The sequence below is a fragment of the Streptomyces sp. NBC_01635 genome (assembly GCF_045209715.1).
GTDB classification, from domain to species: domain Bacteria; phylum Actinomycetota; class Actinomycetes; order Streptomycetales; family Streptomycetaceae; genus Streptomyces; species Streptomyces hirsutus.
Genome location: NZ_CP109277.1, coordinates 6,052,125 through 6,071,614, shown reverse-complemented (window position 1 = coordinate 6,071,614; position 19,490 = coordinate 6,052,125). Strand labels below are relative to the sequence as shown.

Genomic DNA, 19,490 nt, shown 5'->3' with positions numbered 1-19,490 from the left:
CCGGCCCCCGCAATGCCCCGGCGACCTCCCGCCGCCTCACGGCCGGCCGCCTCCGTCCTCGTACCCGTCTCCGTGCTCCCCTGCCCCGGCTGCCCTGGACAGCACCCGGGCCAGGGATTCGACGACCTGGGGTGCGTACGCGCCGGCGGTGCCGAGGCGCAGTTCCTCCAGTGCCGTCAGGGGCCCGCCGGGGCCTCCTGCCCGGGACTTCTCGTCGTACGCGTTCACCACCCGGACGATCCGCGCGGCCAGCGGCTGCTCCCGGTGGGGTTCGGCCTGCCGCTCCACGATCCCGGCCACCTTCGGGTCCACCCCGGTCTGGCGGACCACGGCGCCGCCGAGCAGGGCGATCCGCCGCTGCTCCGGGGCCGGCAGGGCGGCGGTGGCACCCGCGGGCACCGGGTCGACAAGACTGAGCTGACCGATGTCGTGCATCAGGGCCGCGTACTCCAGCACGGTCAGGTCCGGCTCGGTCAGCCCCAGGTCCCGGCCCACCGACTGGCTGAGGTCGGCGACCCTGCGGGCGTGCCCGGCCGGGGTGCAGCCGGCGATCTCGGTGGCCCGCGCGAGGGAGGCGATGGTCTGCCGGTAGGTGGCACGGACGGCCGCGTACCGCCGGTAGGACAGCTGGGCGAGCAGCAGGGGCACGGAGAGCAGGGGCAGCGCCCACAGCCCCACGACCGCGACACCGAGCGCCATCACCGCGCCCGTCGCGACGACGGCGGCCCCGATACCGGGCAGCGCCCGCAGTTCGTCGCGCAGCACCGGTGGGAAGGGCCAGCCGGTGCGGGAGTGGGCCAGCGCGGCGGCGAGCACGGCGTCGCACAGCGCGGACAGCGACAGCAGGGCGAGCAGCAGCAGCGCGTGGGCGGGGCCGCCCCAGTCGTCGAACGTCCCCCGGCCGTACAACGGCTGGAAGCACACGGCGACGAACCCGACGGTGAGGGTCCGGCGGGCCAGCCGGTCGCGGGTGGGCCCGCGCCCGCGCCCGATGTGCGGCACGCTGCCGAGCAGTGAGGCCGCGAGGACCACGGTGACGACCTGGGCCGCGCCGTGGTGGCTGGGCCGCCCGCCGGCCTCGCCGAGCAGCGCGTACGCCAGTGACCCGGCGGCGGCGAGCGGCGCGGCCTGCCGGATCCGCGGTCCGTCACGGGGCTGCGTTCCGGCGCCCGGCGGCACTCCTTCGCCGGGCCGCCGTCCGTCGCGGGGCCTCGGTCCGTGGTGCCGGGTGAGTTCGCCGACGGCGACGAGGAGACCGAAGGCGAGGGCGGCACCGCGTTCCGCGATCCCGTGCCACAGGGTGGCGCCGAGACAGCCGGCGGCGAGCGCGGCGGCGCAGGCGTGCACGAGGGTGTGCGGCCGGAGGGTCATCGGCGCGCTCCGGGCGGATCGGCGACCTGAGCGGCAACCGGCTCGTCGGCGGGCTCGTCGACGGGCGGGGCGGGCGGGCCGGGAGGCTGCCGGACGTCCTCGGCCGTCACCGCGGGATGCCAGCCGGTCCGGCCGATCGCCCGCACCAGCGCTTCCACCATCCGCGGGTCGAAGTGGTCGCCCGCACACCGCTGGAGCTCGTCCAGCGCCACGGGCACCGGCCGGGCCCTGCTGTAGGACCGGTTGGAGGTCATCGCGTCGAAGGCGTCGGCGACCGCCACCACTCGCGCGGACTCCGGGATCTGAGCGCCCGCCAGCCCGTAGGGGTAGCCGCTGCCGTCCAGCCGCTCGTGATGGTGCAGCACCGCCGCGCGGGCCTCGCCCAGGAAGGAGATCCCGCGCACCATCTCGTGCCCGTACTCGGGGTGCAGCTCGATCACCCGCCGCTCCTCGGGGGTCAGCGGCCCGTCCTTGGTGAGCAGCCGGGTGGGCACCCCGAGCTTGCCGACGTCGTGCAGGATGCCCGCGAAGCGCAGCACCTCGGTCCGCTCGTCGTCCATGCCGAGCTCACGCGCGATCATCGTGGAGGCCTGGCCGACCCGCTCGCTGTGCCCGCGCGTGTACCCGTCCTTGATGTCGACGGCCTGCACGAGCGCCCGGATCGTCGCCTGATGGGCGGCCCGCTCCCGGTGGTACTGGGCGAACGCCCACCACGAGACGCACATCGGCAGCAGCACGAGGAGCGCGGCCACGGGCCCGTAGGGGCTGCGCCACAGCAGGGCCATCATCAGTCCGGCGAGCCCGTGCACGGCGACCGGTGCGAGCGACCGCAGGAACAGCCGCCACCAGGTCGTCTGCCGGGTGTTCCGCCGGGGCCTCCGTCGCGTCCTCCGCCAGGTCGTCCGCCGGCACTCCGGACGGGGCGCCCGGTTCCCGCGGCGAAACGGCACACCGCCCGCCAGTGCCAGGATGCCGCGGTCCAGCAGGGTGAGTACCAGGCAGAACACCAGTACCGAGGCGCCGGCTGCGCCCAGCGCTGCCGGAACGTCCCCGTCCGCGACCGCTTCCCGGCCGCCGGCCGCGAGGTGCGCCCGGCCCGCGGCCCACACGGCGAGGGTCAGCTGGCCGGCCCGCCAGATCCGCCGCGCGAGGAACGGCCGCTGTTCCACGGGGGTGAGCAGCGCGCCGGGCAGCGCGACCAGCGCGGCGGCGGACGGCGGCAGCAGAAAGGCCGCGGCGAGCAGAACGGGGTGGAAGGTGCCGCCCGGGTTCGGGGCACCGAGGTGCCGGGACCGGGCCAGGCGTTCGCAGCCGGCGTACAGCACGGCGAGCAGGGCGACGGCTCCCCAGGGGGCGTCCGGACCGGACGCGGCTGACAGTGGCAGCGGCAGTGTCAGCGACAGCGGCGCGGACGACAGGGGCACCGCCGGCAGCAGACAGAGCAGGCCCGCCACGGCGACACCGGTCACGTACATGCGGGCCCGTGCCGGTAACGCCTCCATGAGTCCCTCCCCCGACTGTGACGGCCGCGCTCGGCCTGTCGCCTGTCAGGGTCCGGAGCTTAGGGGGACGAACGACACCTCCGCGGGGTCATGACCCGCGGATTAGCACGTACGAGTGACGGCACTCCCCTTTCGAGGGGTGCCTTCCTGGGCAGGTGTTCGCAGAGCGCAGAGCGCTCGAACAGCGGGGTTCAGGAGTCCTGCGGCGCCGGAGCGGTCCGGGGCGCCTGCGGCGCAGGAGCGGTCCGGGGCGGTGCGGTCGTCTCGGAAACAGCGACGTCCTGGTCGGGAACGGCTTGGCCCGAGCGGATCACGTCGATCCGGCCCATGACCTTCGCGCGCAGGTCACCCGGCACGTCGTCCTGCCCGCAGCACCGCTTGACCAGCTTCTTCACCGCCTGCTCGAGCCCGTACTTCTCGAGACAGGGCGAGCACTCCTCGAAGTGGTGCTCGAACTTCGCGCAGTCGGAATCCGGCATCTCACGATCGAGGAACTCGTAGAGATGATCGAGGATTTCGCTGCAATCCGTCTCGTGCGGCTCTCCGCAGCTCATGACCTCGAGCCTTTCGCTTCGTTCGACTCTCCGGCGCCCGCCGGAACCAGTCCGCGCTCGCGCGCGTAGTCCTCGAGCATGCCGCGCAGCTGGCGACGGCCACGGTGCAGCCGGGACATCACGGTACCGATGGGTGTGCCCATGATGTCGGCGATCTCCTTGTAGGCAAAGCCCTCGACATCCGCGAGATACACGGCGATGCGGAACTCCTCGGGGATCGCCTGGAGCGCTTCCTTGACGTCCGAGTCGGGGAGGTGGTCCAGCGCCTGCGACTCCGCGGAACGCAGACCGGTCGACATGTGCGACGCGGCACGCGCGATCTGCCAGTCCTCGATCTCCTCGGCCCCGCTGCGCTGCGGTTCCCGCTGCTTCTTGCGGTACGAGTTGATGAACGTGTTGGTCAGAATCCGGTACAGCCACGCCTTGAGGTTGGTGCCCTCGCGGAACTGGTGGAAGGACGCGTACGCCTTGGCGTACGTCTCCTGGACCAGGTCCTCCGCGTCCGCCGGGTTGCGCGTCATGCGCAGGGCGGCCGAGTACATCTGGTCGAGGAACTCGAGCGCGTCCCGCTCGAAGCGCGCGTTGCGCTCGGCGGCCGATTCCGCCCGCCCGTCGCCCCGGCCCTCGGGCTGCTCCGCCTGGCCGTGATCGGTCCCTGCGCCGGTACCGGGAACCGGACCCACCTCCTCCGTTGTCGCGAGACCGGGAACGGCCTCACCCGAATCGGAGGATAGACGACGATCCGGTCCGTCCGCCGCCCGGAGGGAGACGGTCCTGGCCGCGTGCAGCACCGTCCAGTCCAGGTCGGTGCGGCCCTTGCGGCTCGGGCAGAAGGTCGAACCCATGCGGCGGACTTCCTCTCCTATACGACTACGACGGCTGTGCCGGAGACCGGCGGGCACGTCGGCGTCAACAGCGGAGGGCGTCCGGACATTCCCGAAGCTTTACCCGGGCGGGCCGGGCGGCCGCCGCCATGGGAGAGAGGCGCCCCCCTACGGCACGAGGGAGCCGGCCCACCGCACGACGGCGTCCGTGACGACCGTCAGGGCCTCCTCCTGCGTGATGTCCGCCCGCTTGGGCACGGCGAGACCGTGATCGCCGTGCGCCACCTCGACCAGTTCGTACGCCCACCCGTCTCCCGCCACCGCCCTTGCACCGACGCTTCCCCGGAGCCGAACGCCCGGGGGGACCTCCATCGCGCGGCCCCTCCCGTACTCGGGGAACTCGCCGGGCCTGCCGAAGGGGTCGTTGCCGCCCTGTACGACGAGGGTGGGCACCCCGGCCCCGAGCAGCTCGTCGGCGCGGGACTTCTCGGGTCTGCCGGGCGGGTGCAGGGGGAAGCCGAGGGCCAGCACGGCACGGGCGCCCAGTTCACCGGCGGTCCGGCAGGCGACCCGGGCTCCGGCGCTGCGCCCGCCGGAGATCACCGGCAGGCCCGGCTTCGTCAGCGCGGGCCAGAGGCCGCGCCAGCCGATGTCCAGGGTCTTCGGCGCGGGGGCCACCTTCTTGCCGGCCACTCTCCAGGGTTGCTCCACCAGGGCCACGGTCACGCCGTGCGCGGGCAGCACGGCGGCCAGGGCCTTCAGGTCCCGCGCCTCGATGCCGCCGCCGGCGCCGTGCCCCAGCGCGAGGACGAGGCGCGCGGTGGGCCGGGCGGGGTGCCAGGTGATGCGGGCGAGGCCCGCGTCCGTCTCCACGGTCTCGGCCCACGGTTTTGCCGTACCGGCGGCGGCAGGGGTGTTCTTCGGGCTCTTCGCGTTCTCCACATGCGTCACGTCAGAAGAGTGTGCTCTCCTCCGGTGCTTCCAGTTCCCTCAGCAGGTCCGGGCCGTTGTTGCGGACGTTGCTGACCGCCGTGGAGACCGGGAAGGCGCGCATCAGGCCGGAGGGCGGCGGCGCGAGCAGCCCGCGCACCTCCTCGGTGTCCGTGCGGGCGGGGTCGAGCCAGGCGTCCCAGCGGTCCGGTGTGAGCATCAGCGGCATCCGCGGGTGGATGTCGGCCAGGGTCGTCGGGCCGTCCGCCGGTGCCATCGCGAGCGGCTCGGTCTCCGCCTCGGTGGTGATGACGGAGCACGTCGCCCACCAGGCCCGGGGATGGTCGTCCGGCAGGGTCCGGTCCCGCCAGAACTCGTACAGACCCGCCATCGCGAGCACCGAGCCGTCGGCCGGTGTCACGAAGTACGGCTGCTTGCGGGGGCGCTTCCGCCTGCCCTCGACCTCCAGGTCCCGCTCCTGCGTGCCGGTGACCCACTCGTAGTAGCCGTCGGCGGGCAGGATGCAGCGCCGGGTGGCGAAGGCACGACGGTAGGACGGTTTCTCGTGGACGGTCTCCGCGCGGGCGTTGATCAGCCGGGCCCCGCCCTCGGGTGTCTTGGCCCAGGACGGCACGAGGCCCCACTTCAGCTTCCGCAGCTGCCGAACCGGCCGCGGGTCGTCCGCGTCCTTCACTGCACGGTCGAGTACGGCGAAGACCTCTTTGGTGGGCGCCACGTTGTAATCGGGCTCCAGGGCCTCTTCCGGCTCCCTCCCCCAAGCTCTCGACTCCGCTTGAGCAGGGGGGACCCCCATCTCGATCCCAAAGACCTCTGCGAGATCCTCGGGCCTGCGACTCGCTGCATACCGTCCGCACATACATGCAACACTGCCAGGCCCACCCGTCTCCCTGCCACCGCCCCTTGCCATGAGGCGCTTCGCGCCGCCCCCTCGGTTCGCGACCACGAGGAGTCCCCGCCGAACATGGACAGCACCGCATCCGCCTCGCTCGCCTCCCTCTGGGACGAGGTCACGGGCACCCAGCCCGACCCCGACCTGTGGGTGGTGATCGCCACCCTGGTCGCCGCGCTCGCCGTCGTCGCGCCGCACGGGCTGTGGAGACTCTCGCGCAACGCCATCACCATCGCCCACGAGGGCGGCCACGGACTCGTGGCGCTGCTCACCGGCCGCACCCTCACGGGGATACGCCTCCACTCGGACACCAGCGGCCTGACCGTCAGCCGGGGCAAGCCGACCGGTATCGGCATGATCCTCACCGCCGCGGCCGGCTACACCGCTCCCCCGCTGCTGGGCCTCGGCGGGGCGGCGCTGCTGGGCGCCGGGCGCATCACGCTGCTGCTGTGGCTGGCCACGGTGCTGCTCGTGGTGATGCTGGTGATGATCCGCAATGCGTACGGGGCGCTGACGGTGCTGCTCACCGGCGGCACGTTCGTCCTCGTCTCCTGGCTGGCCGGCCCGCAGGTCCAAGCGGCGTTCGCGTACGCCGTGGTGTGGTTCCTGCTGCTCGGCGGAGTGCGCCCGGCGTTCGAACTCCAGGCCAAGCGGGCGCGCGGGGGCGCGGGCGACTCGGACGCGGACCAGCTGTCCCGGCTGACGCACGTACCGGCGGGGCTGTGGTTCTTCCTGTTCCACGCGGTGTCCCTGTGCTCGCTGCTCGGCGGAGGGCGCTGGCTGCTGGGGCTGTGACACCGCAGGGTGGCTCGGGGACGGTGTTCGTCGACTCCTCGACAGGGGTGCACACGCGCGGGACTCCACCCGTAGTCGGCCGAGGACGCCCGGTGGAGTGGCCCGACCGGGGGACGACGGCTCGGGGCCGGACGGTCCCGGGCACACCCGGCGGACCAGGCCGCCATTAAAGTGGTGCGCATGACCGCTAATCCCGCATCCACCGCCCTCTGGCCCGCCCCGCACGCAAGCGGAGCCGTCGACGCGACGGTCCATGTGCCGGGGTCGAAGTCGGTCACCAACCGTGCCCTCGTGCTCGCCGCCCTGGCCTCCGAGCCCGGCTGGCTGCGCCGCCCGCTCCGCTCGCGCGACACGCTGCTGATGGCCGACGCGCTGCGGGCCATGGGGATCGAGATCGAGGAGGGTGTGGGCCCCGACGGCACCGGTGAGGCCTGGCGGGTACTGCCCACCGGCCTGCGTGGACCGGCCACCGTGGATGTCGGCAACGCTGGCACGGTGATGCGGTTCCTCCCCCCGGTCGCCACACTGGCCGACGGTCCCGTCCGTTTCGACGGCGACCCGCGGTCGTACGAGCGCCCGCTGAACGGCGTCATCGACGCGCTGCGTCACCTCGGTGCCCGGATCGACGACGACGGCCGGGGCGCGCTGCCGCTGACCGTGCACGGCGGCGGCGCCCTGGAGGGCGGCACCGTGTCGGTGGACGCGTCCTCGTCGTCGCAGTTCGTCAGCGCGCTGCTGCTGTCCGCGCCGCGTTTCAACCAGGGCGTCGAGGTCCGGCACACCGGCGCGACGCTCCCCTCCCTGCCGCACATCCGGATGACCGTCGACATGCTCCGCGCGGTGGGCGCCCAGGTGGACAGCCCGGAGTCGGGCGGCGAGCCCAACGTCTGGCGGGTCACCCCGGGAGCCCTGCTCGGACGGGACCTCACCATCGAGCCCGACCTGTCCAACGCCCAGCCCTTCCTGGCGGCGGCGCTGGTGACCGGCGGCCGGGTCGTCGTCCCGGACTGGCCGGCCCGCACCACCCAGCCCGGTGACCGGCTGCGGGAGATCTTCACCGAGATGGGCGGTTCCTGCGAGCTGACCGAGCAGGGGCTGGTGTTCACCGGTTCCGGATCGATCCACGGCATCGACGTGGACCTCGGCGAGGTCGGTGAGCTGACGCCGGGCATCGCGGCCGTCGCGGCGCTCGCGGACTCGCCGTCCACGCTGCGCGGTGTGGCCCACCTCCGGCTGCACGAGACGGACCGCCTGGCCGCGCTCACCAAGGAGATCAACGAGCTCGGCGGGGACGTCACCGAGACCGCCGACGGTCTGCACATCCGCCCGCGCCGGCTGCACGGCGGCCTCTTCCACACCTACGAGGACCACCGCATGGCCACCGCGGGCGCGGTCATCGGCCTCGGGGTGGAGGGCGTACGGATCGAGAACGTGGCGACCACGGCGAAGACGCTCCCGGACTTCCCCGAACTGTGGGCCGGGATGCTCGGGGCCTAGGACCAAGACGATGCGCCGTTACGGCAAGCACACCGACGAGGACGACATCCGCTCCCGCCCGAACCGCAAGGGCAACCGGCCGCGCACCCACATCCGGCCCAAACACGAGGACGCCTCCGAGGGCTTGGTCCTCACCGTCGACCGGGGCAGGCTGACCTGCCTCGTCGAGGACCGCACGGTGTTCGCCATGAAGGCCCGTGAGCTGGGACGCAAGGCGGCGGTGGTCGGCGACCGGGTCGCGATCGTGGGCGACCTCTCCGGCCAGAAGGACACCCTCGCGCGGATCGTCCGCATCGAGAAGCGGACGTCGGTACTGCGCCGTACCGCGGACGACGACGACCCCTACGAGCGGGTCGTCGTCGCCAACGCCGACCAGCTGGCCGTCGTCACCGCCCTCGCCGATCCCGAGCCCCGCCCGCGTCTGATCGACCGCTGTCTGGTCGCGGCGTACGACGGCGGGCTGACCCCGCTGCTCGTCCTGACGAAGTCGGACCTCGCGCCGCCGGACAAGCTGCTGGAGCTGTACGGCGACCTCGACATCCCGTACGTCGTCACCAGCCGTGAGGAACTGGAGGACGGCACGGCGGCCGACCGGGTGCGGGAGCAGCTGGCGGGCCGGATCACGGCGTTCGTGGGGCACTCCGGGGTCGGCAAGACGACGCTGGTGAACGCGCTGGTGCCCGAGGAGCGGCGGCGGTCGACCGGGCATGTCAACGCGGTGACGGGGCGGGGGCGGCACACGACGACGTCCGCGCTGGCGCTGCCGCTGTCGGGGGCCGAGGGGTGGGTGGTCGACACTCCCGGAGTCCGGTCGTTCGGCCTCCACCACGTCGATCCGTCGCGGGTCATCCACGCCTTCCCCGACCTCGAGCCGGGTACGGAGGGCTGCCCCCGCGCGTGCAGCCACGACGAACCGGACTGCGCGCTGGACGCCTGGGTCGCCGAGGGACACGCGGACCCGGCGCGGCTGTACTCGCTGCGGCGGCTGCTGGCGACCCGGGAGCACACGGAGGGCGACTGACCCGGAGCAGCCGGGGGCGACCGGCCCCCGGCCCGCGACGCGGGATCGTCGGCCCTCGCGTGTTTGTCATGCCCCGCAGACGGTAAGTGCATAATCGCACCGAGCCGGATCCGAAGCCGTCGAACCCGGCGAAACGGCCACCGCCCGCAAAAAGCGGTCACTGCGCGTGGGGACAACGGGAGGACGACACATGGCGTGGCTGCTGGTCGTGGTGGCCGGGTTGCTCGAGACCGGTTTCGCCGTGTGCCTGAAGCTGTCCCACGGCTTCACGCGGCTCTGGCCGACGGTCGCCTTCTGCGTGTTCGCGCTGGGCAGCTTCGGCCTGCTCACCCTGGCCCTGAAGAAGCTGGACGTCGGGCCCGCGTACGCCGTGTGGACGGGGATCGGGGCCGCGGGTACGGCGATCTACGGGATGGTGTTCCTGGGGGACCTGGTGTCGACGCTGAAGATCGTCTCGATCACCTTCGTGATCGTCGGCGTGATCGGGTTGCAGCTGTCGGGATCGGCGCACTGAGCGCCGCCCCCCGGTGCGCGCGGGGGCGCTACGGCGCCGGCTGACGGCGCAGGGCACTGCGGACCAGGTCGGCGACGCCGCCCTCGACCGGCGGCGCGGCGATGCAGGAGAGGGCGAGGCGCACCACCAGTTCACAGACGCGGGCCAGCTCCGCGGTGTCGGCCGCCCCGGGCACGCCGGGGCCGGTCAGGACGGCCACCGCGCGGTCGCGGACGAGCGCGACGAGGTCACCGGGCGAGGGCAGCGGGCCGTCGGCGCGGCGCTGGGCGGGGACGGCGGAGCCGGACCGGACCGGTGACAGGGCCGGGGAGGGCAGGCGCTCGCTCCAGCAGCCTGTGAGCATGGCCCGGACTAGGGCGTTCCGGCGGGCCGCGGCGGCGGTCCACTCGGCCGCCGCCGCGAGCCGGTCGCGGGGGTCGTCGTGAACCGTGAGGGCGCGGTCGACACCGGCGAGGTAGCCGTCGGCCTCCCTGCGGACCAGGGCCCTGGCGAGCCCCTCCTTGCTGCCGAACTCGTTGTAGAGCGTCTGCCGGGACACTCCGGCCGCCGCGGCCACGTCCACCATCCGTACCGCGGACCACGGACGGCACGCGAGGGCCGCGTAGGCGGCGTCCAGCAGAGATTCCCGCGCTGCGGGCATCATCGCCTCCCTCGGGGCGGGCGAGCGGCTCTGCGCCTCAGATTTGACGCGCCGTCGGGCACTGTCAAGGGTTCGCGCGGGGTGCGGAGTCCCGGCGCCCGCGCGGTGTGCGGGCTTCCGGCCCGTACGCGGGCCGGAAGCCCCCTGTAGCCCTGGCCCCACCTCGGCAGATACGGTTTGTCGCATGCCCGACTACCTTGATGACCTGCGTCTCGCCCACGTCCTCGCGGATGCCGCCGACGCCGCGACGATGGACCGGTTCAAGGCCCTCGACCTCAAGGTGGAGACCAAACCCGACATGACGCCGGTGACCGAGGCGGACAAGGGCGCGGAGGACGTCGTCCGCGGCCACCTCCAGCGCGCCCGTCCGAGGGACGCGGTGCTCGGCGAGGAGTACGGGGTGGAGGGTACCGGGCCGCGGCGCTGGGTGATCGACCCGATCGACGGCACCAAGAACTACGTGCGCGGCGTTCCCGTCTGGGCCACGCTGATCTCCCTGATGGAGGCCGGTGAGGGGGGCTTCCAGCCCGTCGTCGGTCTCGTCTCGGCTCCCGCGCTCGGCCGCCGCTGGTGGGCGGCGAAGGGCCACGGCGCCTACAGCGGCCGCAGTCTGTCCTCGGCCTCCCGGCTCCAGGTCTCCCGGGTCTCCAAGCTCGCCGACGCCTCGTTCGCGTACTCCTCACTCAGCGGCTGGGAGGGGCAGGGACGCCTGGACGGCTTCCTGGACCTCACCCGCGAGGTGTGGCGTACGCGTGCGTACGGCGACTTCTGGCCGTACATGATGGTCGCCGAGGGGTCGGTCGACATGTGCGCCGAGCCGGAGCTGTCGCTCTGGGACATGGCCGCCCCCGCGATCGTCGTCACCGAGGCCGGCGGCAGTTTCACCGGACTCGACGGCCGCCCCGGACCGCACAGCGGCAACGCGGCCGCCTCGAACGGCCTGCTGCACGACGAGCTGCTGGGCTACCTCAACCAGCGTTACTAGCGCTGCCGGCGTTCACGGGGCCGACGGCGTCCACGGTGTGAGCGCCGACGGCGCCGACGGCGCTCCGGGCCGTGCGAGGCCCGCGCGCGAGGCCTGCGCGCGCCCTCGATCCGCCACACACGCCCTCTTGTTGACCCGGGCTTTGCCTGCGATTCTGAAGACCTGCCCACTTGTGAACTTGTGAAACCGTGAACCAGTGGACCGCCTCGGCGTCCGACGGCGCGGTTTCCGGTAGGAGGTGGCTCCATCCCATGCTCGTCCGCGACGCCATGAGCTCGGTGGTCCTCACCATCGGCCCCGCCCACACCCTCCGCCAGGCCGCCACCCTGATGTCCGCCCGCCGCGTCGGAGCGGCCGTGGTCCTCGACCCCGAGGGCACCGGCATCGGCATTCTCACCGAACGGGACGTCCTCAACTCCCTGGGCCTGGGACAGGACCCGGACTCCGAGCGCGCCCACGCCCACACCACCACCGACGTCGTCTTCGCCACCCCGTCCTGGACGCTCGAGGACGCCGCCCACGCCATGACCCACGGCGGCTTCCGTCATCTGATCGTCCTGGAACGGGGCGAGCCCGTGGGCATCGTCTCGGTGCGCGACATCATCCGCTGCTGGGTTCCCCTACGACGCCAGGCCGCCCAGCACACACCGGCGTGACCGCCGCGCCGGGACCCGCTCGGCACGCGAAACGGGCCGGGCTCCCCGTGGGGGAGTCCGGCCCGTCGCCACGGCAAGCGGTCCAGCGCTGGAATCAGCCGCGAAGGGCCTGGACCGCGGCCTCCAGCCGCTTGCCGAAGTCTTCGTCCGCCCGGCGGGAGTCGTTGCCGACGAGGTCGCAGTCGCCCTCTTCGGTGGAGAACTTCAGCGCGAAACCGCGCGGGTCGCGCACGGCGTCCGGGGCGCCCGGACCGCCGGCCACGGTCGGGAAGCGCGGGAAGACCTTGGTCCCCTTGCCCATCTCGGAGAGGAACCCGGCCCTGGTGCACTTCGTCACGTCGGCGGTGACCGTGAAGGTTCCGCAGGCACCGGCGCCGCGGGCGTGCACCACGCGCTCCGGAATACGCTCACGGTCGAAGCGGGCCGGCTTCCCCCGGAGCACCTGGTCCTGAACGAGCACCGGGCCGTCGGCGCCGGCACTCCCACTGTCCTGATGGCCGGTTACCGGAGCCCTGGCCTCCGCAGTGAGCGGTCCTTGCGTCACGCGCGTCTCCTGAAGATCGTTCCAACCCACTGCGCCCCTTGGCCGAAGCCGCCTCCGATCCTATGATGGACAATGTCTAAGTCAAGCAAGACTCCAAAGTCACACTCATTCGAACTCGCTTCCTCCTAGCTGTTAGGCTGGTGTTCATGAGCGACCTTCTGGAACGACTGCGCGGACGTGGCTGGCGGATGACCGCACAGCGTCGTGTGGTGGCCGAGGTCCTCGACGGCGATCACGTCCATCTGACGGCCGACGAGGTGCATGCCCGAGCCGTCACCAAGCTGCCCGAGATCTCCCGGGCGACCGTCTACAACACGCTGGGCGAGCTGGTGACGATCGGCGAGGTGCTGGAGGTCTCCACGGACAAGCGGGCCAAGCGCTACGACCCGAACGCCCACCAGCCGCATCACCACCTGGTGTGCGGGCAGTGCGGCGCCATCCGTGACGTGCATCCGGTCGGCAATCCACTGGCCGACCTCCCCGACACGGAGCGCTTCGGCTTCACGGTCTCGGGCGTCGAGATGACGTACCGCGGCGTCTGCCCGAACTGCGCGACGGCGTAACGACGACGGACCCGGCAGAGCACCACCCCCTTCACACGCGCGACGAAGCCCCGGCACCGATGGTGCCGGGGCTTCGTCGCGCGATGTCCGGATGCGTGGACCCGTGGATGTGCAAATGCATAGATGCGTGCATGCGCCGAGGGCCGGAACCCTTTCGGATTCCGGCCCTCGGTCTTCAGTAGCGGGGACAGGATTTGAACCTGCGACCTCTGGGTTATGAGCCCAGCGAGCTACCGAGCTGCTCCACCCCGCGCCGTTGAATGCAACGTTACGTCAAGAATGCCGGCGGAGGCAAATCCCTTGCGGAGCGGCCGTACGCCGCGGAGGTGCGGCGACACGACCGCCCGCCCCGGGCACGCGGTCACGCGGAGAGTTCCTCGCGGAGGGCGTCGCGCAGGCGGATCGCACGCTCCGTCACCGCCGCCGGGCCCAGTGCCGCCGCGCGGTCGGCCCAGCCCTGGCCCTCGGCGAGTTCGCCCCGGCGCGCGTAGACCAGGGCGAGGCGCAGGGCGGCGCGCCCGTGCCCGGCATTGGCCGCACGGGCCCACCACACGGCCGCCTCGGGCTCACTGCCCTCCCGGGCCAGCAGCAGGCCCAGGTTGAACGCGCCGTTGCGGGAGCCGGCCTCGGCCGCCTCGCGGTACCAGCGGGCCGCCTCGACCACGTCGCCACGGGCCGCGGCGAGCATGCCGACCCGCACCTGTGCGCGCCGGTGGCCCTGCAGGGCGGCACGCTCGTACCACTCCTCGCACTCACTGCGCCGGTTCACCGGCTCGCCCAGCTCGTGCGCCGGCTCCGGCGGACGGCGGGCGTCCAGCACGGCCGCCAGACGGTAGGCGGCCTCGGCGCTGCCGCCGCCCGCCGCGCACCGCAGGAACCGCTCCGCCTCGCCCTCGTCTCCGTCGCGCAGCCGGGCCATGCCCACCTGGAGCGCGGCCTCCGTGTGCCCGGCGCCCGCCGCCCGCTCGTACCAGCGCAGCGCGGCCGTCTCCTCGTCCCGGCCCGCGTGCAGGATGCCGAGATTGAAGGCGGCGTCCACGCTGCCCGCTTCCGCCGCCTTGGAGAACCAGGGCTCCGCGCCCTTCTCGTCGCCGGACGTCAGCAGCAGGATCGCCAGCGCGTTGGCCGCCTCGCGGTGACCGGCGTAGGCGGCGCGGCGGTACCACTGCTCGGCCGGTACGGTCCGGCCCTGTTCGGCACAGAGCAGCCCGAGGTTGTACGCGCCGTTGACGTCACCCGCGTCCATCGCGGCCCGGTACCAGCGTTCGGCGGTCTGGGTCTCGCCGCGCTCGGCGTGCAGGGCGCCCAGTGCGTTGGCGGCGTTGCCGTCTCCGTCCTGGGCCGCGCGCAGCCACCACACGGCGGCGTTCTCGGTGTCGCCGGCGTCACGCAGCAGGAACCCGAGCGCGCAGGCGGCCCGGGCCTCCCCGTCCTTGGCGGACATCAGGTACCAGCGGCCGGCCTCCCTGAGCTCGCCGCGCTTCTCCAGGATCGCGCCGAGGTGCAGCGCGGCCCTGCGGTGCCCCCGCGCGGCGGCCTGCCGGTACCACTGCTCGGCCTCCTCCACGAACGGGACGGTGTCGTCGCCGGTCTCCCGTGCGGCCTTCCGGTCCAGCGTCCTCGCCAGCCGGTAGGCCGCTTCCCGGTGTCCCCGCTCGGCGGCCGCCCGCATCCAGCGCTCGGCGCCGGCCGCGTCCCCGCGGTGTTCCAGCAGGTCGGCGAGTGCGTAGGCGCCCAGGGCGTGGTCCTGCTCGGCGGACTGGCGCAGCCAGTACTCGGCGGCGGGTTCGTCGCCGCGCTCGCGGTGGTGCCGGCCGAGCGCGTGCGCCGCCGGGGCCGAACCGGCGACCGCGGCGATCCGCCACCATCCCGCGGCCTCCTCCGGGTAGCCGCGCTGGAACAGGAGGACACCCAGGTTGTTGGCGGCGGCACGGTCGCCCGCGGCGGTGGCGGCACGCAGATGGGATTCGGCTCCGGCGAGGTCACCGCGGCGCAGCAGCATGGCACCGAGGACGCTCATCGCCTCGACGTCGCCGGCTTCGGCGGCGAGCCGCCGGCGCAGCTCCTCGGCTGCCTCGTCGGCGGCCTCCGCGGTCTCGTCGCGAGGTTCCTCCCGAGGGGAGGGCTGCTCAATACGCCCTGTCTCGAACAGAGTTGTCCTGTCCCCCATAACATCCATCGTCGCACCACCTGCAACCTGGGTACACCTGGTATGCCGCAGTCAGTGAGGTCACTTCAGCGTTTTGTCGACATGCCCACAGAGAGACAAGTGAAACACAGATCCGCCAACTCCCGTCGCCGGCGCGGCCGTCACATGTCCCGGCACATGCGTTCGCACACCACAAAGGCCCGGATTCCTTGAGGAATCCGGGCCTTTGCTGTCGCCGACTGCGCGACTTCAGTAGCGGGGACAGGATTTGAACCTGCGACCTCTGGGTTATGAGCCCAGCGAGCTACCGAGCTGCTCCACCCCGCGCCGTTGTGTGTACAACCGTACCACGGCGCGGAGTGGGCCTTTGACCAGCCGAATCGCTAACTGCTCGGGCTCGGGGCGGGGCTGGGACTGCTGTCCGACGCGCCCGGGCCGCCTCCGCCTCCGCCGTCCCCGGACTGGGCCTCCTCGGCCTTGCGCAAGGCCGCCTCGAGGTCCTTCTGCGCCTGACCGTAGGCTTCCCAGTCGTTCTTCTGCAGGGCTTCCTGGCCGGCCTCGAAGGCCTTCTGGGCGTCGTTCAGAGCCTCTTGGACCGTCGGGTTGTCGGACTTCGGCGGCGGCTGCGTGCCTTCGTCCCGGCCCGGCGGCGGCTCGGTGGCCGAAGCCTCCGTCCCGAAGACCTTGTCGAGAGCCTGCTCGAGCGTGTCCTCGAAGGCGGTCTGGCCTCCGTAGGTCACCAGCACCTTCCGCAGCAGCGGGTACTTCAGTCCGCCACCGCGCACGTAGACCGGCTCCACGTACAGCAGTCCGCCGTCGAGCGGGACGGCCAGCAGGTTGCCGTACTCCACTTCGGAGTCGCCGCCCCTCAGCAGCCTGATCGACTCCGCGATGTCCTGTTCGGAGTTGAACTGGCTCTGGACCTGCTTGGGTCCGGCGGCCGTGGTGCTCGTCGGCAGTTTCAGAACTCTGATCTTGCCGTACCCCTCGCTGCCCGCCTCGGCATCGACCGCCATGAACGCGCTGAGGTTGTCACGGCCGTTCGGAGTGAACGTCGTGGTGAGCGAGAAGGCCTGTTCCTTCTGGTCGGGCATCTTCATGCTCTGGTAGTACGGCGGGACCGCGTCGCCCGTCTTGTTCGTCGGGTCGTCCGGCACCTGCCACACCTCGCTGCCGCTGAGGAACGTGGTGGCGTCCTTCACGTGGTAGCGGGTCAGCAGTTCGCGCTGCACCTTGAACAGGTCCTGCGGGTACCGCAGATGGTCCATCAGACCGCTGGAGATCTCGCTCCTCGGCTCCACCGTGTCCGGGAACGCCTTCATCCACGTCTTCAGGATGGGGTCCTTGGTGTCCCACTGGTAGAGCTTGACCTCGCCGCTGTACGCGTCGACGGTCGCCTTCACCGAGTTGCGGATGTAGTTGACCCGGTTCTCCTGGGCCACCACCGCGCGGTTGTCGTTGGTGGCGGTCAGCGAGTCGGCCGTGGTGTCACCGAGGGTCGTCCGCGACGCGTACGGATAACCGTTGGTGGTGGTGTAGGCGTCGACGATCCACTGGATCCGGCCGTCCACCACCGCGGGGTAGGCGTCACCGTCGATGGTCAGCCACGGAGCGACCGCCTCGACACGCTCCTTGGGTGTGCGGTTGTACAGAATCCGCGAGCCCTCGCCGATGGCGCCGGAGTACAGGATCTGCGGCTCGCTGAACGCCGCGGCGTAGGCGGCCCGGTTGATCGGGTTGGCGAGGTTGACCCCGCTGTCGCCCTTGTAGCTGGTCGTCTTCTCGCCGCTGTCGTCGGAGTAGTCGATCTCCTTCTGGGGACCGCCGACGATCGAGTACGTCGTCGTCCGCTCGCCGTAGTAGACGCGCTGCTCGTACGTACCGAGGTCACCCTTGGACGGCAGGTCGGACTCGGTGAACACCGGACGGCCGTCGTCGGCGCTGGTGCCCTTGGCGGCGACGGCGCCGTATCCGTGGGTGTACCGGAAGTGGTCGTTGATCCAGTTCCGCTTGGGGATGCCGTTGAGGTTGATCTCGCGCAGACCGATGACGGTGTCCTGCTCCGCGCCGGTCTTGGGATCGGGATAGCGGTCCACGTCCAGGTTGGTCGGGAACGCGTAGTAGTTCCTGATCTGCTGGAGCTGCTGGAACGTCGGCGAGACGATGTTCGGGTCCATGATCCGGATGCTCGCCGTCTCGGAGACCTGGTCCCGGAGCTTGGTCTTGTCCTTGGTCTGACTGGTCCCCGGGTACTCGTCGACCTGGGCGTCGTCGATGCCGTAGGCCTCACGCGTCGCCTTGAGGTTCTTCTCGACGTACGGCGCTTCCTTGGCCTGCTCGTTCGGCTGGACCTGGAACTTCTGCACGATCGCCGGGTACAGGCCGCCGATGAGGATGGCCGACAGCACCATCAGGCCGAAGCCGATCACGGGCAGCTGCCAGGTACGCCGCCACAGGGTGGCGAAGAACAGCAGCGCGCAGATGACGGCGATGCAGAACAGGATCGTCTTCGCCGGCAGATAGGCGTTGGCGTCGACGTACCGCAGACCGGTCCAGTTGTCGGTCGCCTTGAAGTCGCTGGACTTGACCGCCAGGCCGTACCGGTCGAGCCAGTACGCGACCGCCTTCAGGGTGACGAAGACGCCGAGGAGCACCGACAGGTGCCCGGTGGCCGCGGACGTGGCACGCGCGCCGGGGCTGGTGACCCGCAGGCCGCCGTACAGGTAGTGGGTGAGCGCGGCGGCGATCAGCGACAGGATGGTGGCCGCGAAGCCGAACCCGAGCAGGAACCGGTACCAGGGCAGGTCGAAGGCGTAGAACGCGACGTCGAGCTTGAACTGCGGGTCCTTCTGGCCGAACGGCACGCCGTTGACCCACATCAGCCAGGTGCGCCACTGGCCCGAGGCCGAGGCGCCGGCGATCAGCCCCAGCAGCGCGGTGATACCGAGAAGCAGCCACTTCTTGTACGGGGCGATGCTCATCCGGTACCGGTCGAGGTTCTGCTGCTCCATCGACATGGCGCTCAGCGGCGGCCTCATCCGGTGCGCCAGCCAGATGTTGAAGCCCACCGCGAGGGCCATCAGCAGGCCGAAGACGAAGAAGAGCCCGATCTTGGTCCACAGGGTTGTCGTGAACACCGACGAGTAGTCGACCGAGCGATACCACAGCCAGTCGGTCCAGAACCCCGCGAACATGGTGAACACCATGCCGAGGACGGCCAGGACACCCAGTGTCATGAGCAGGGTCCGGACCCGCCGGGACGGGCGGCCCACTCTCATCCGTGGCCCTGTCGGGCCTCCGCCACGGTCCGGCATCTGGAAAGCCAAGGTAGGCACCTCGAAGTTCGCTGTCGATTCGTCAGGTCCGCGAGTTCGTGGACCATGTGTGGGCCCCCTTGTTCACGGGCCCACACCTATGCAACTTACTCACCCTTTACTCGGTTCCCGATTTCGGCCCTCAACGAGAGAGGATTGTGACCATGTCCAACACACCCATGGCGGCGAGCCCGCTCACCCGGGCCGTGCTCGAGATCGACGAGTACGTCTCCGGCCTCGGCTGGGACCAGCCCGCCCGCCTCTTCGCCCTCGTAGACACCGCACGGCTGCGCGCCGAGCAGCCCTCTCTCGCGGACCGGCTCGGTCCGGGCGACGAGCAGGCGGCAACGGCCCTCACGCCGATCGAGCAGGACGCCATTCCAACGGGCAAGCCGCTCGACGAGTTCCTGGGCACCGTCGCCTGGCCCGACTCGGTGGCCGGCTGTGCCCTGACCGTGGAGCGCCTGATGCTGCCGCCGTCCGCGGAGGCCCAGGTTCCGCAGGATCTGGACGAGGCCGCGCTGGCGGCGTGGGTGGCGAAGCACCCGGAGCGCCAGGAGGTCCGCATGACGGTCGCGGTGCTGCGCGACGGTGCCCGTGATTCCGCCTTGCGGCTGCGGGCGAAGGACTCACCGACGGAGGTCCTCACCGGTTCCGCCCTGGTGCCGGGCCTGGCGGAGGCCCTGACGGCAACGTTCGAGGCGTAGTTCGGGGCGCGGCC

At 71.8% G+C, this 19,490-nt stretch carries 17 protein-coding genes, 2 tRNA genes and 1 pseudogene; 8 read left to right on the top strand and 12 right to left on the bottom strand.

Annotation, left to right across the window (positions count from 1 at the left end; all coding sequences use genetic code 11):
* Positions 1 to 36: 36 nt before the first annotated feature.
* The 6 genes from OHB56_RS28315 to OHB56_RS28290 form a co-directional block, all read right to left on the bottom strand.
* A complete protein-coding gene (locus OHB56_RS28315; RefSeq protein WP_326754671.1) occupies positions 37 to 1,371 on the bottom strand; it encodes an HD domain-containing protein in 1,335 nt (444 codons plus the stop codon).
* On the bottom strand, positions 1,368 to 2,873 hold the full coding sequence (locus OHB56_RS28310; RefSeq protein ID WP_326754670.1) for an HD-GYP domain-containing protein: 1,506 nt from the start codon (positions 2,871 to 2,873) through the stop codon (positions 1,368 to 1,370). The genes OHB56_RS28315 and OHB56_RS28310 overlap by 4 nt, the downstream gene beginning before the upstream one ends.
* 191 nt (positions 2,874 to 3,064) lie before the next feature.
* Positions 3,065 to 3,427, bottom strand: a complete 363-nt coding sequence (gene rsrA / locus OHB56_RS28305; RefSeq protein ID WP_055595641.1) for a mycothiol system anti-sigma-R factor — start codon at positions 3,425 to 3,427, stop codon at positions 3,065 to 3,067.
* Positions 3,424 to 4,110, bottom strand: coding sequence for an RNA polymerase sigma factor SigR (gene sigR / locus OHB56_RS28300; RefSeq protein ID WP_326757163.1), 687 nt, complete (start codon positions 4,108 to 4,110; stop codon positions 3,424 to 3,426). Before sigR ends, rsrA begins: the two co-directional genes overlap by 4 nt.
* A 309-nt stretch (positions 4,111 to 4,419) precedes the next feature.
* Complete coding sequence (locus OHB56_RS28295) at positions 4,420 to 5,124, bottom strand: alpha/beta family hydrolase (RefSeq protein ID WP_326757162.1); 705 nt, start codon at positions 5,122 to 5,124, stop codon at positions 4,420 to 4,422.
* Between the two features lie 79 nt (positions 5,125 to 5,203).
* A complete protein-coding gene (locus tag OHB56_RS28290; protein ID WP_406356367.1) occupies positions 5,204 to 6,058 on the bottom strand; it encodes an SOS response-associated peptidase in 855 nt (284 codons plus the stop codon).
* Positions 6,059 to 6,163: 105 nt separating this feature from the next.
* On the opposite strand from OHB56_RS28290, the gene OHB56_RS28285 reads away from it, so the two are divergent.
* The 4 genes from OHB56_RS28285 (at position 6,164) to OHB56_RS28270 (ending at position 9,918) form a co-directional block, all read left to right on the top strand.
* Entirely contained in the window at positions 6,164 to 6,886 is a 723-nt protein-coding gene (locus OHB56_RS28285; RefSeq protein ID WP_326754668.1) for a M50 family metallopeptidase, read from the top strand.
* Between the two features lie 180 nt (positions 6,887 to 7,066).
* Entirely contained in the window at positions 7,067 to 8,383 is a 1,317-nt protein-coding gene (aroA, locus tag OHB56_RS28280; RefSeq protein WP_326754667.1) for a 3-phosphoshikimate 1-carboxyvinyltransferase, read from the top strand.
* A 10-nt stretch (positions 8,384 to 8,393) separates the two neighbouring features.
* On the top strand, positions 8,394 to 9,404 hold the full coding sequence (gene rsgA, locus OHB56_RS28275) for a ribosome small subunit-dependent GTPase A (protein WP_326754666.1): 1,011 nt from the start codon (positions 8,394 to 8,396) through the stop codon (positions 9,402 to 9,404).
* Positions 9,405 to 9,594: 190 nt separating this feature from the next.
* A complete protein-coding gene (locus OHB56_RS28270; RefSeq protein WP_055595646.1) occupies positions 9,595 to 9,918 on the top strand; it encodes a multidrug efflux SMR transporter in 324 nt (107 codons plus the stop codon).
* Positions 9,919 to 9,946: 28 nt separating this feature from the next.
* Here the strand turns inward: OHB56_RS28270 and OHB56_RS28265 are convergent, their stop codons facing one another.
* A complete protein-coding gene (locus tag OHB56_RS28265; RefSeq protein ID WP_326754665.1) occupies positions 9,947 to 10,561 on the bottom strand; it encodes a TetR/AcrR family transcriptional regulator in 615 nt (204 codons plus the stop codon).
* Between the two features lie 181 nt (positions 10,562 to 10,742).
* Here OHB56_RS28265 and hisN point away from each other — a divergent pair, with 181 nt between their 5' ends.
* Positions 10,743 to 11,543, top strand: a complete 801-nt coding sequence (gene hisN, locus OHB56_RS28260) for a histidinol-phosphatase (protein ID WP_055595647.1) — start codon at positions 10,743 to 10,745, stop codon at positions 11,541 to 11,543.
* Between the two features lie 251 nt (positions 11,544 to 11,794).
* Entirely contained in the window at positions 11,795 to 12,199 is a 405-nt protein-coding gene (locus OHB56_RS28255) for a cyclic nucleotide-binding/CBS domain-containing protein (RefSeq protein WP_055595648.1), read from the top strand.
* Positions 12,200 to 12,356: 157 nt separating this feature from the next.
* Here OHB56_RS28255 and OHB56_RS28250 read toward each other — a convergent pair.
* A pseudogene (locus OHB56_RS28250) lies at positions 12,357 to 12,743 on the bottom strand (catalase); the annotation flags it as partial.
* Positions 12,744 to 12,889: 146 nt separating this feature from the next.
* On the opposite strand from OHB56_RS28250, the gene OHB56_RS28245 reads away from it, so the two are divergent.
* Positions 12,890 to 13,306: a Fur family transcriptional regulator gene (locus tag OHB56_RS28245; RefSeq protein ID WP_055595667.1), complete on the top strand. Its 417-nt coding sequence runs from the start codon at positions 12,890 to 12,892 to the stop codon at positions 13,304 to 13,306.
* 179 nt (positions 13,307 to 13,485) lie between these two features.
* Here OHB56_RS28245 and OHB56_RS28240 read toward each other — a convergent pair.
* The 4 genes from OHB56_RS28240 to OHB56_RS28225 all read right to left on the bottom strand — a co-directional run bounded on the left by OHB56_RS28240 (position 13,486) and on the right by OHB56_RS28225 (position 18,769).
* Positions 13,486 to 13,559: transfer RNA gene (locus OHB56_RS28240), tRNA-Met, on the bottom strand.
* Positions 13,560 to 13,667: 108 nt separating this feature from the next.
* The gene (locus tag OHB56_RS28235; protein ID WP_326754664.1) at positions 13,668 to 15,485 is read right to left on the bottom strand and encodes a tetratricopeptide repeat protein; all 1,818 of its coding nucleotides are present in this window, start codon (positions 15,483 to 15,485) and stop codon (positions 13,668 to 13,670) included.
* A gap of 223 nt (positions 15,486 to 15,708) precedes the next feature.
* Positions 15,709 to 15,782: transfer RNA gene (locus OHB56_RS28230), tRNA-Met, on the bottom strand.
* Positions 15,783 to 15,838: 56 nt separating this feature from the next.
* Entirely contained in the window at positions 15,839 to 18,769 is a 2,931-nt protein-coding gene (locus OHB56_RS28225; RefSeq protein ID WP_326757161.1) for a UPF0182 family protein, read from the bottom strand.
* A 164-nt stretch (positions 18,770 to 18,933) separates the two neighbouring features.
* Between OHB56_RS28225 and OHB56_RS28220 the strand changes: the two genes are divergently transcribed.
* Positions 18,934 to 19,476, top strand: a complete 543-nt coding sequence (locus tag OHB56_RS28220) for a PPA1309 family protein (RefSeq protein WP_055595652.1) — start codon at positions 18,934 to 18,936, stop codon at positions 19,474 to 19,476.
* Positions 19,477 to 19,490: the final 14 nt, after the last annotated feature.

What these genes read in the sequence shown, in the direction of transcription:
- OHB56_RS28315 (WP_326754671.1), bottom strand. Translation starts at nt 1,371, where the DNA reads ATGACCCTCCGGCCGCACACCCTCGTGCACGCCTGCGCCGCCGCGCTC.
- OHB56_RS28310 (WP_326754670.1), bottom strand. Translation starts at nt 2,873, where the DNA reads ATGGAGGCGTTACCGGCACGGGCCCGCATGTACGTGACCGGTGTCGCC.
- rsrA (WP_055595641.1), bottom strand. Translation starts at nt 3,427, where the DNA reads ATGAGCTGCGGAGAGCCGCACGAGACGGATTGCAGCGAAATCCTCGAT.
- OHB56_RS28290 (WP_406356367.1), bottom strand. Translation starts at nt 6,058, where the DNA reads ATGTGCGGACGGTATGCAGCGAGTCGCAGGCCCGAGGATCTCGCAGAG.
- OHB56_RS28285 (WP_326754668.1), top strand. Translation starts at nt 6,164, where the DNA reads ATGGACAGCACCGCATCCGCCTCGCTCGCCTCCCTCTGGGACGAGGTC.
- aroA (WP_326754667.1), top strand. Translation starts at nt 7,067, where the DNA reads ATGACCGCTAATCCCGCATCCACCGCCCTCTGGCCCGCCCCGCACGCA.
- rsgA (WP_326754666.1), top strand. Translation starts at nt 8,394, where the DNA reads ATGCGCCGTTACGGCAAGCACACCGACGAGGACGACATCCGCTCCCGC.
- OHB56_RS28270 (WP_055595646.1), top strand. Translation starts at nt 9,595, where the DNA reads ATGGCGTGGCTGCTGGTCGTGGTGGCCGGGTTGCTCGAGACCGGTTTC.
- OHB56_RS28265 (WP_326754665.1), bottom strand. Translation starts at nt 10,561, where the DNA reads ATGATGCCCGCAGCGCGGGAATCTCTGCTGGACGCCGCCTACGCGGCC.
- hisN (WP_055595647.1), top strand. Translation starts at nt 10,743, where the DNA reads ATGCCCGACTACCTTGATGACCTGCGTCTCGCCCACGTCCTCGCGGAT.
- OHB56_RS28255 (WP_055595648.1), top strand. Translation starts at nt 11,795, where the DNA reads ATGCTCGTCCGCGACGCCATGAGCTCGGTGGTCCTCACCATCGGCCCC.
- OHB56_RS28245 (WP_055595667.1), top strand. Translation starts at nt 12,890, where the DNA reads ATGAGCGACCTTCTGGAACGACTGCGCGGACGTGGCTGGCGGATGACC.
- OHB56_RS28235 (WP_326754664.1), bottom strand. Translation starts at nt 15,485, where the DNA reads ATGGATGTTATGGGGGACAGGACAACTCTGTTCGAGACAGGGCGTATT.
- OHB56_RS28225 (WP_326757161.1), bottom strand. Translation starts at nt 18,769, where the DNA reads ATGCCGGACCGTGGCGGAGGCCCGACAGGGCCACGGATGAGAGTGGGC.
- OHB56_RS28220 (WP_055595652.1), top strand. Translation starts at nt 18,934, where the DNA reads ATGTCCAACACACCCATGGCGGCGAGCCCGCTCACCCGGGCCGTGCTC.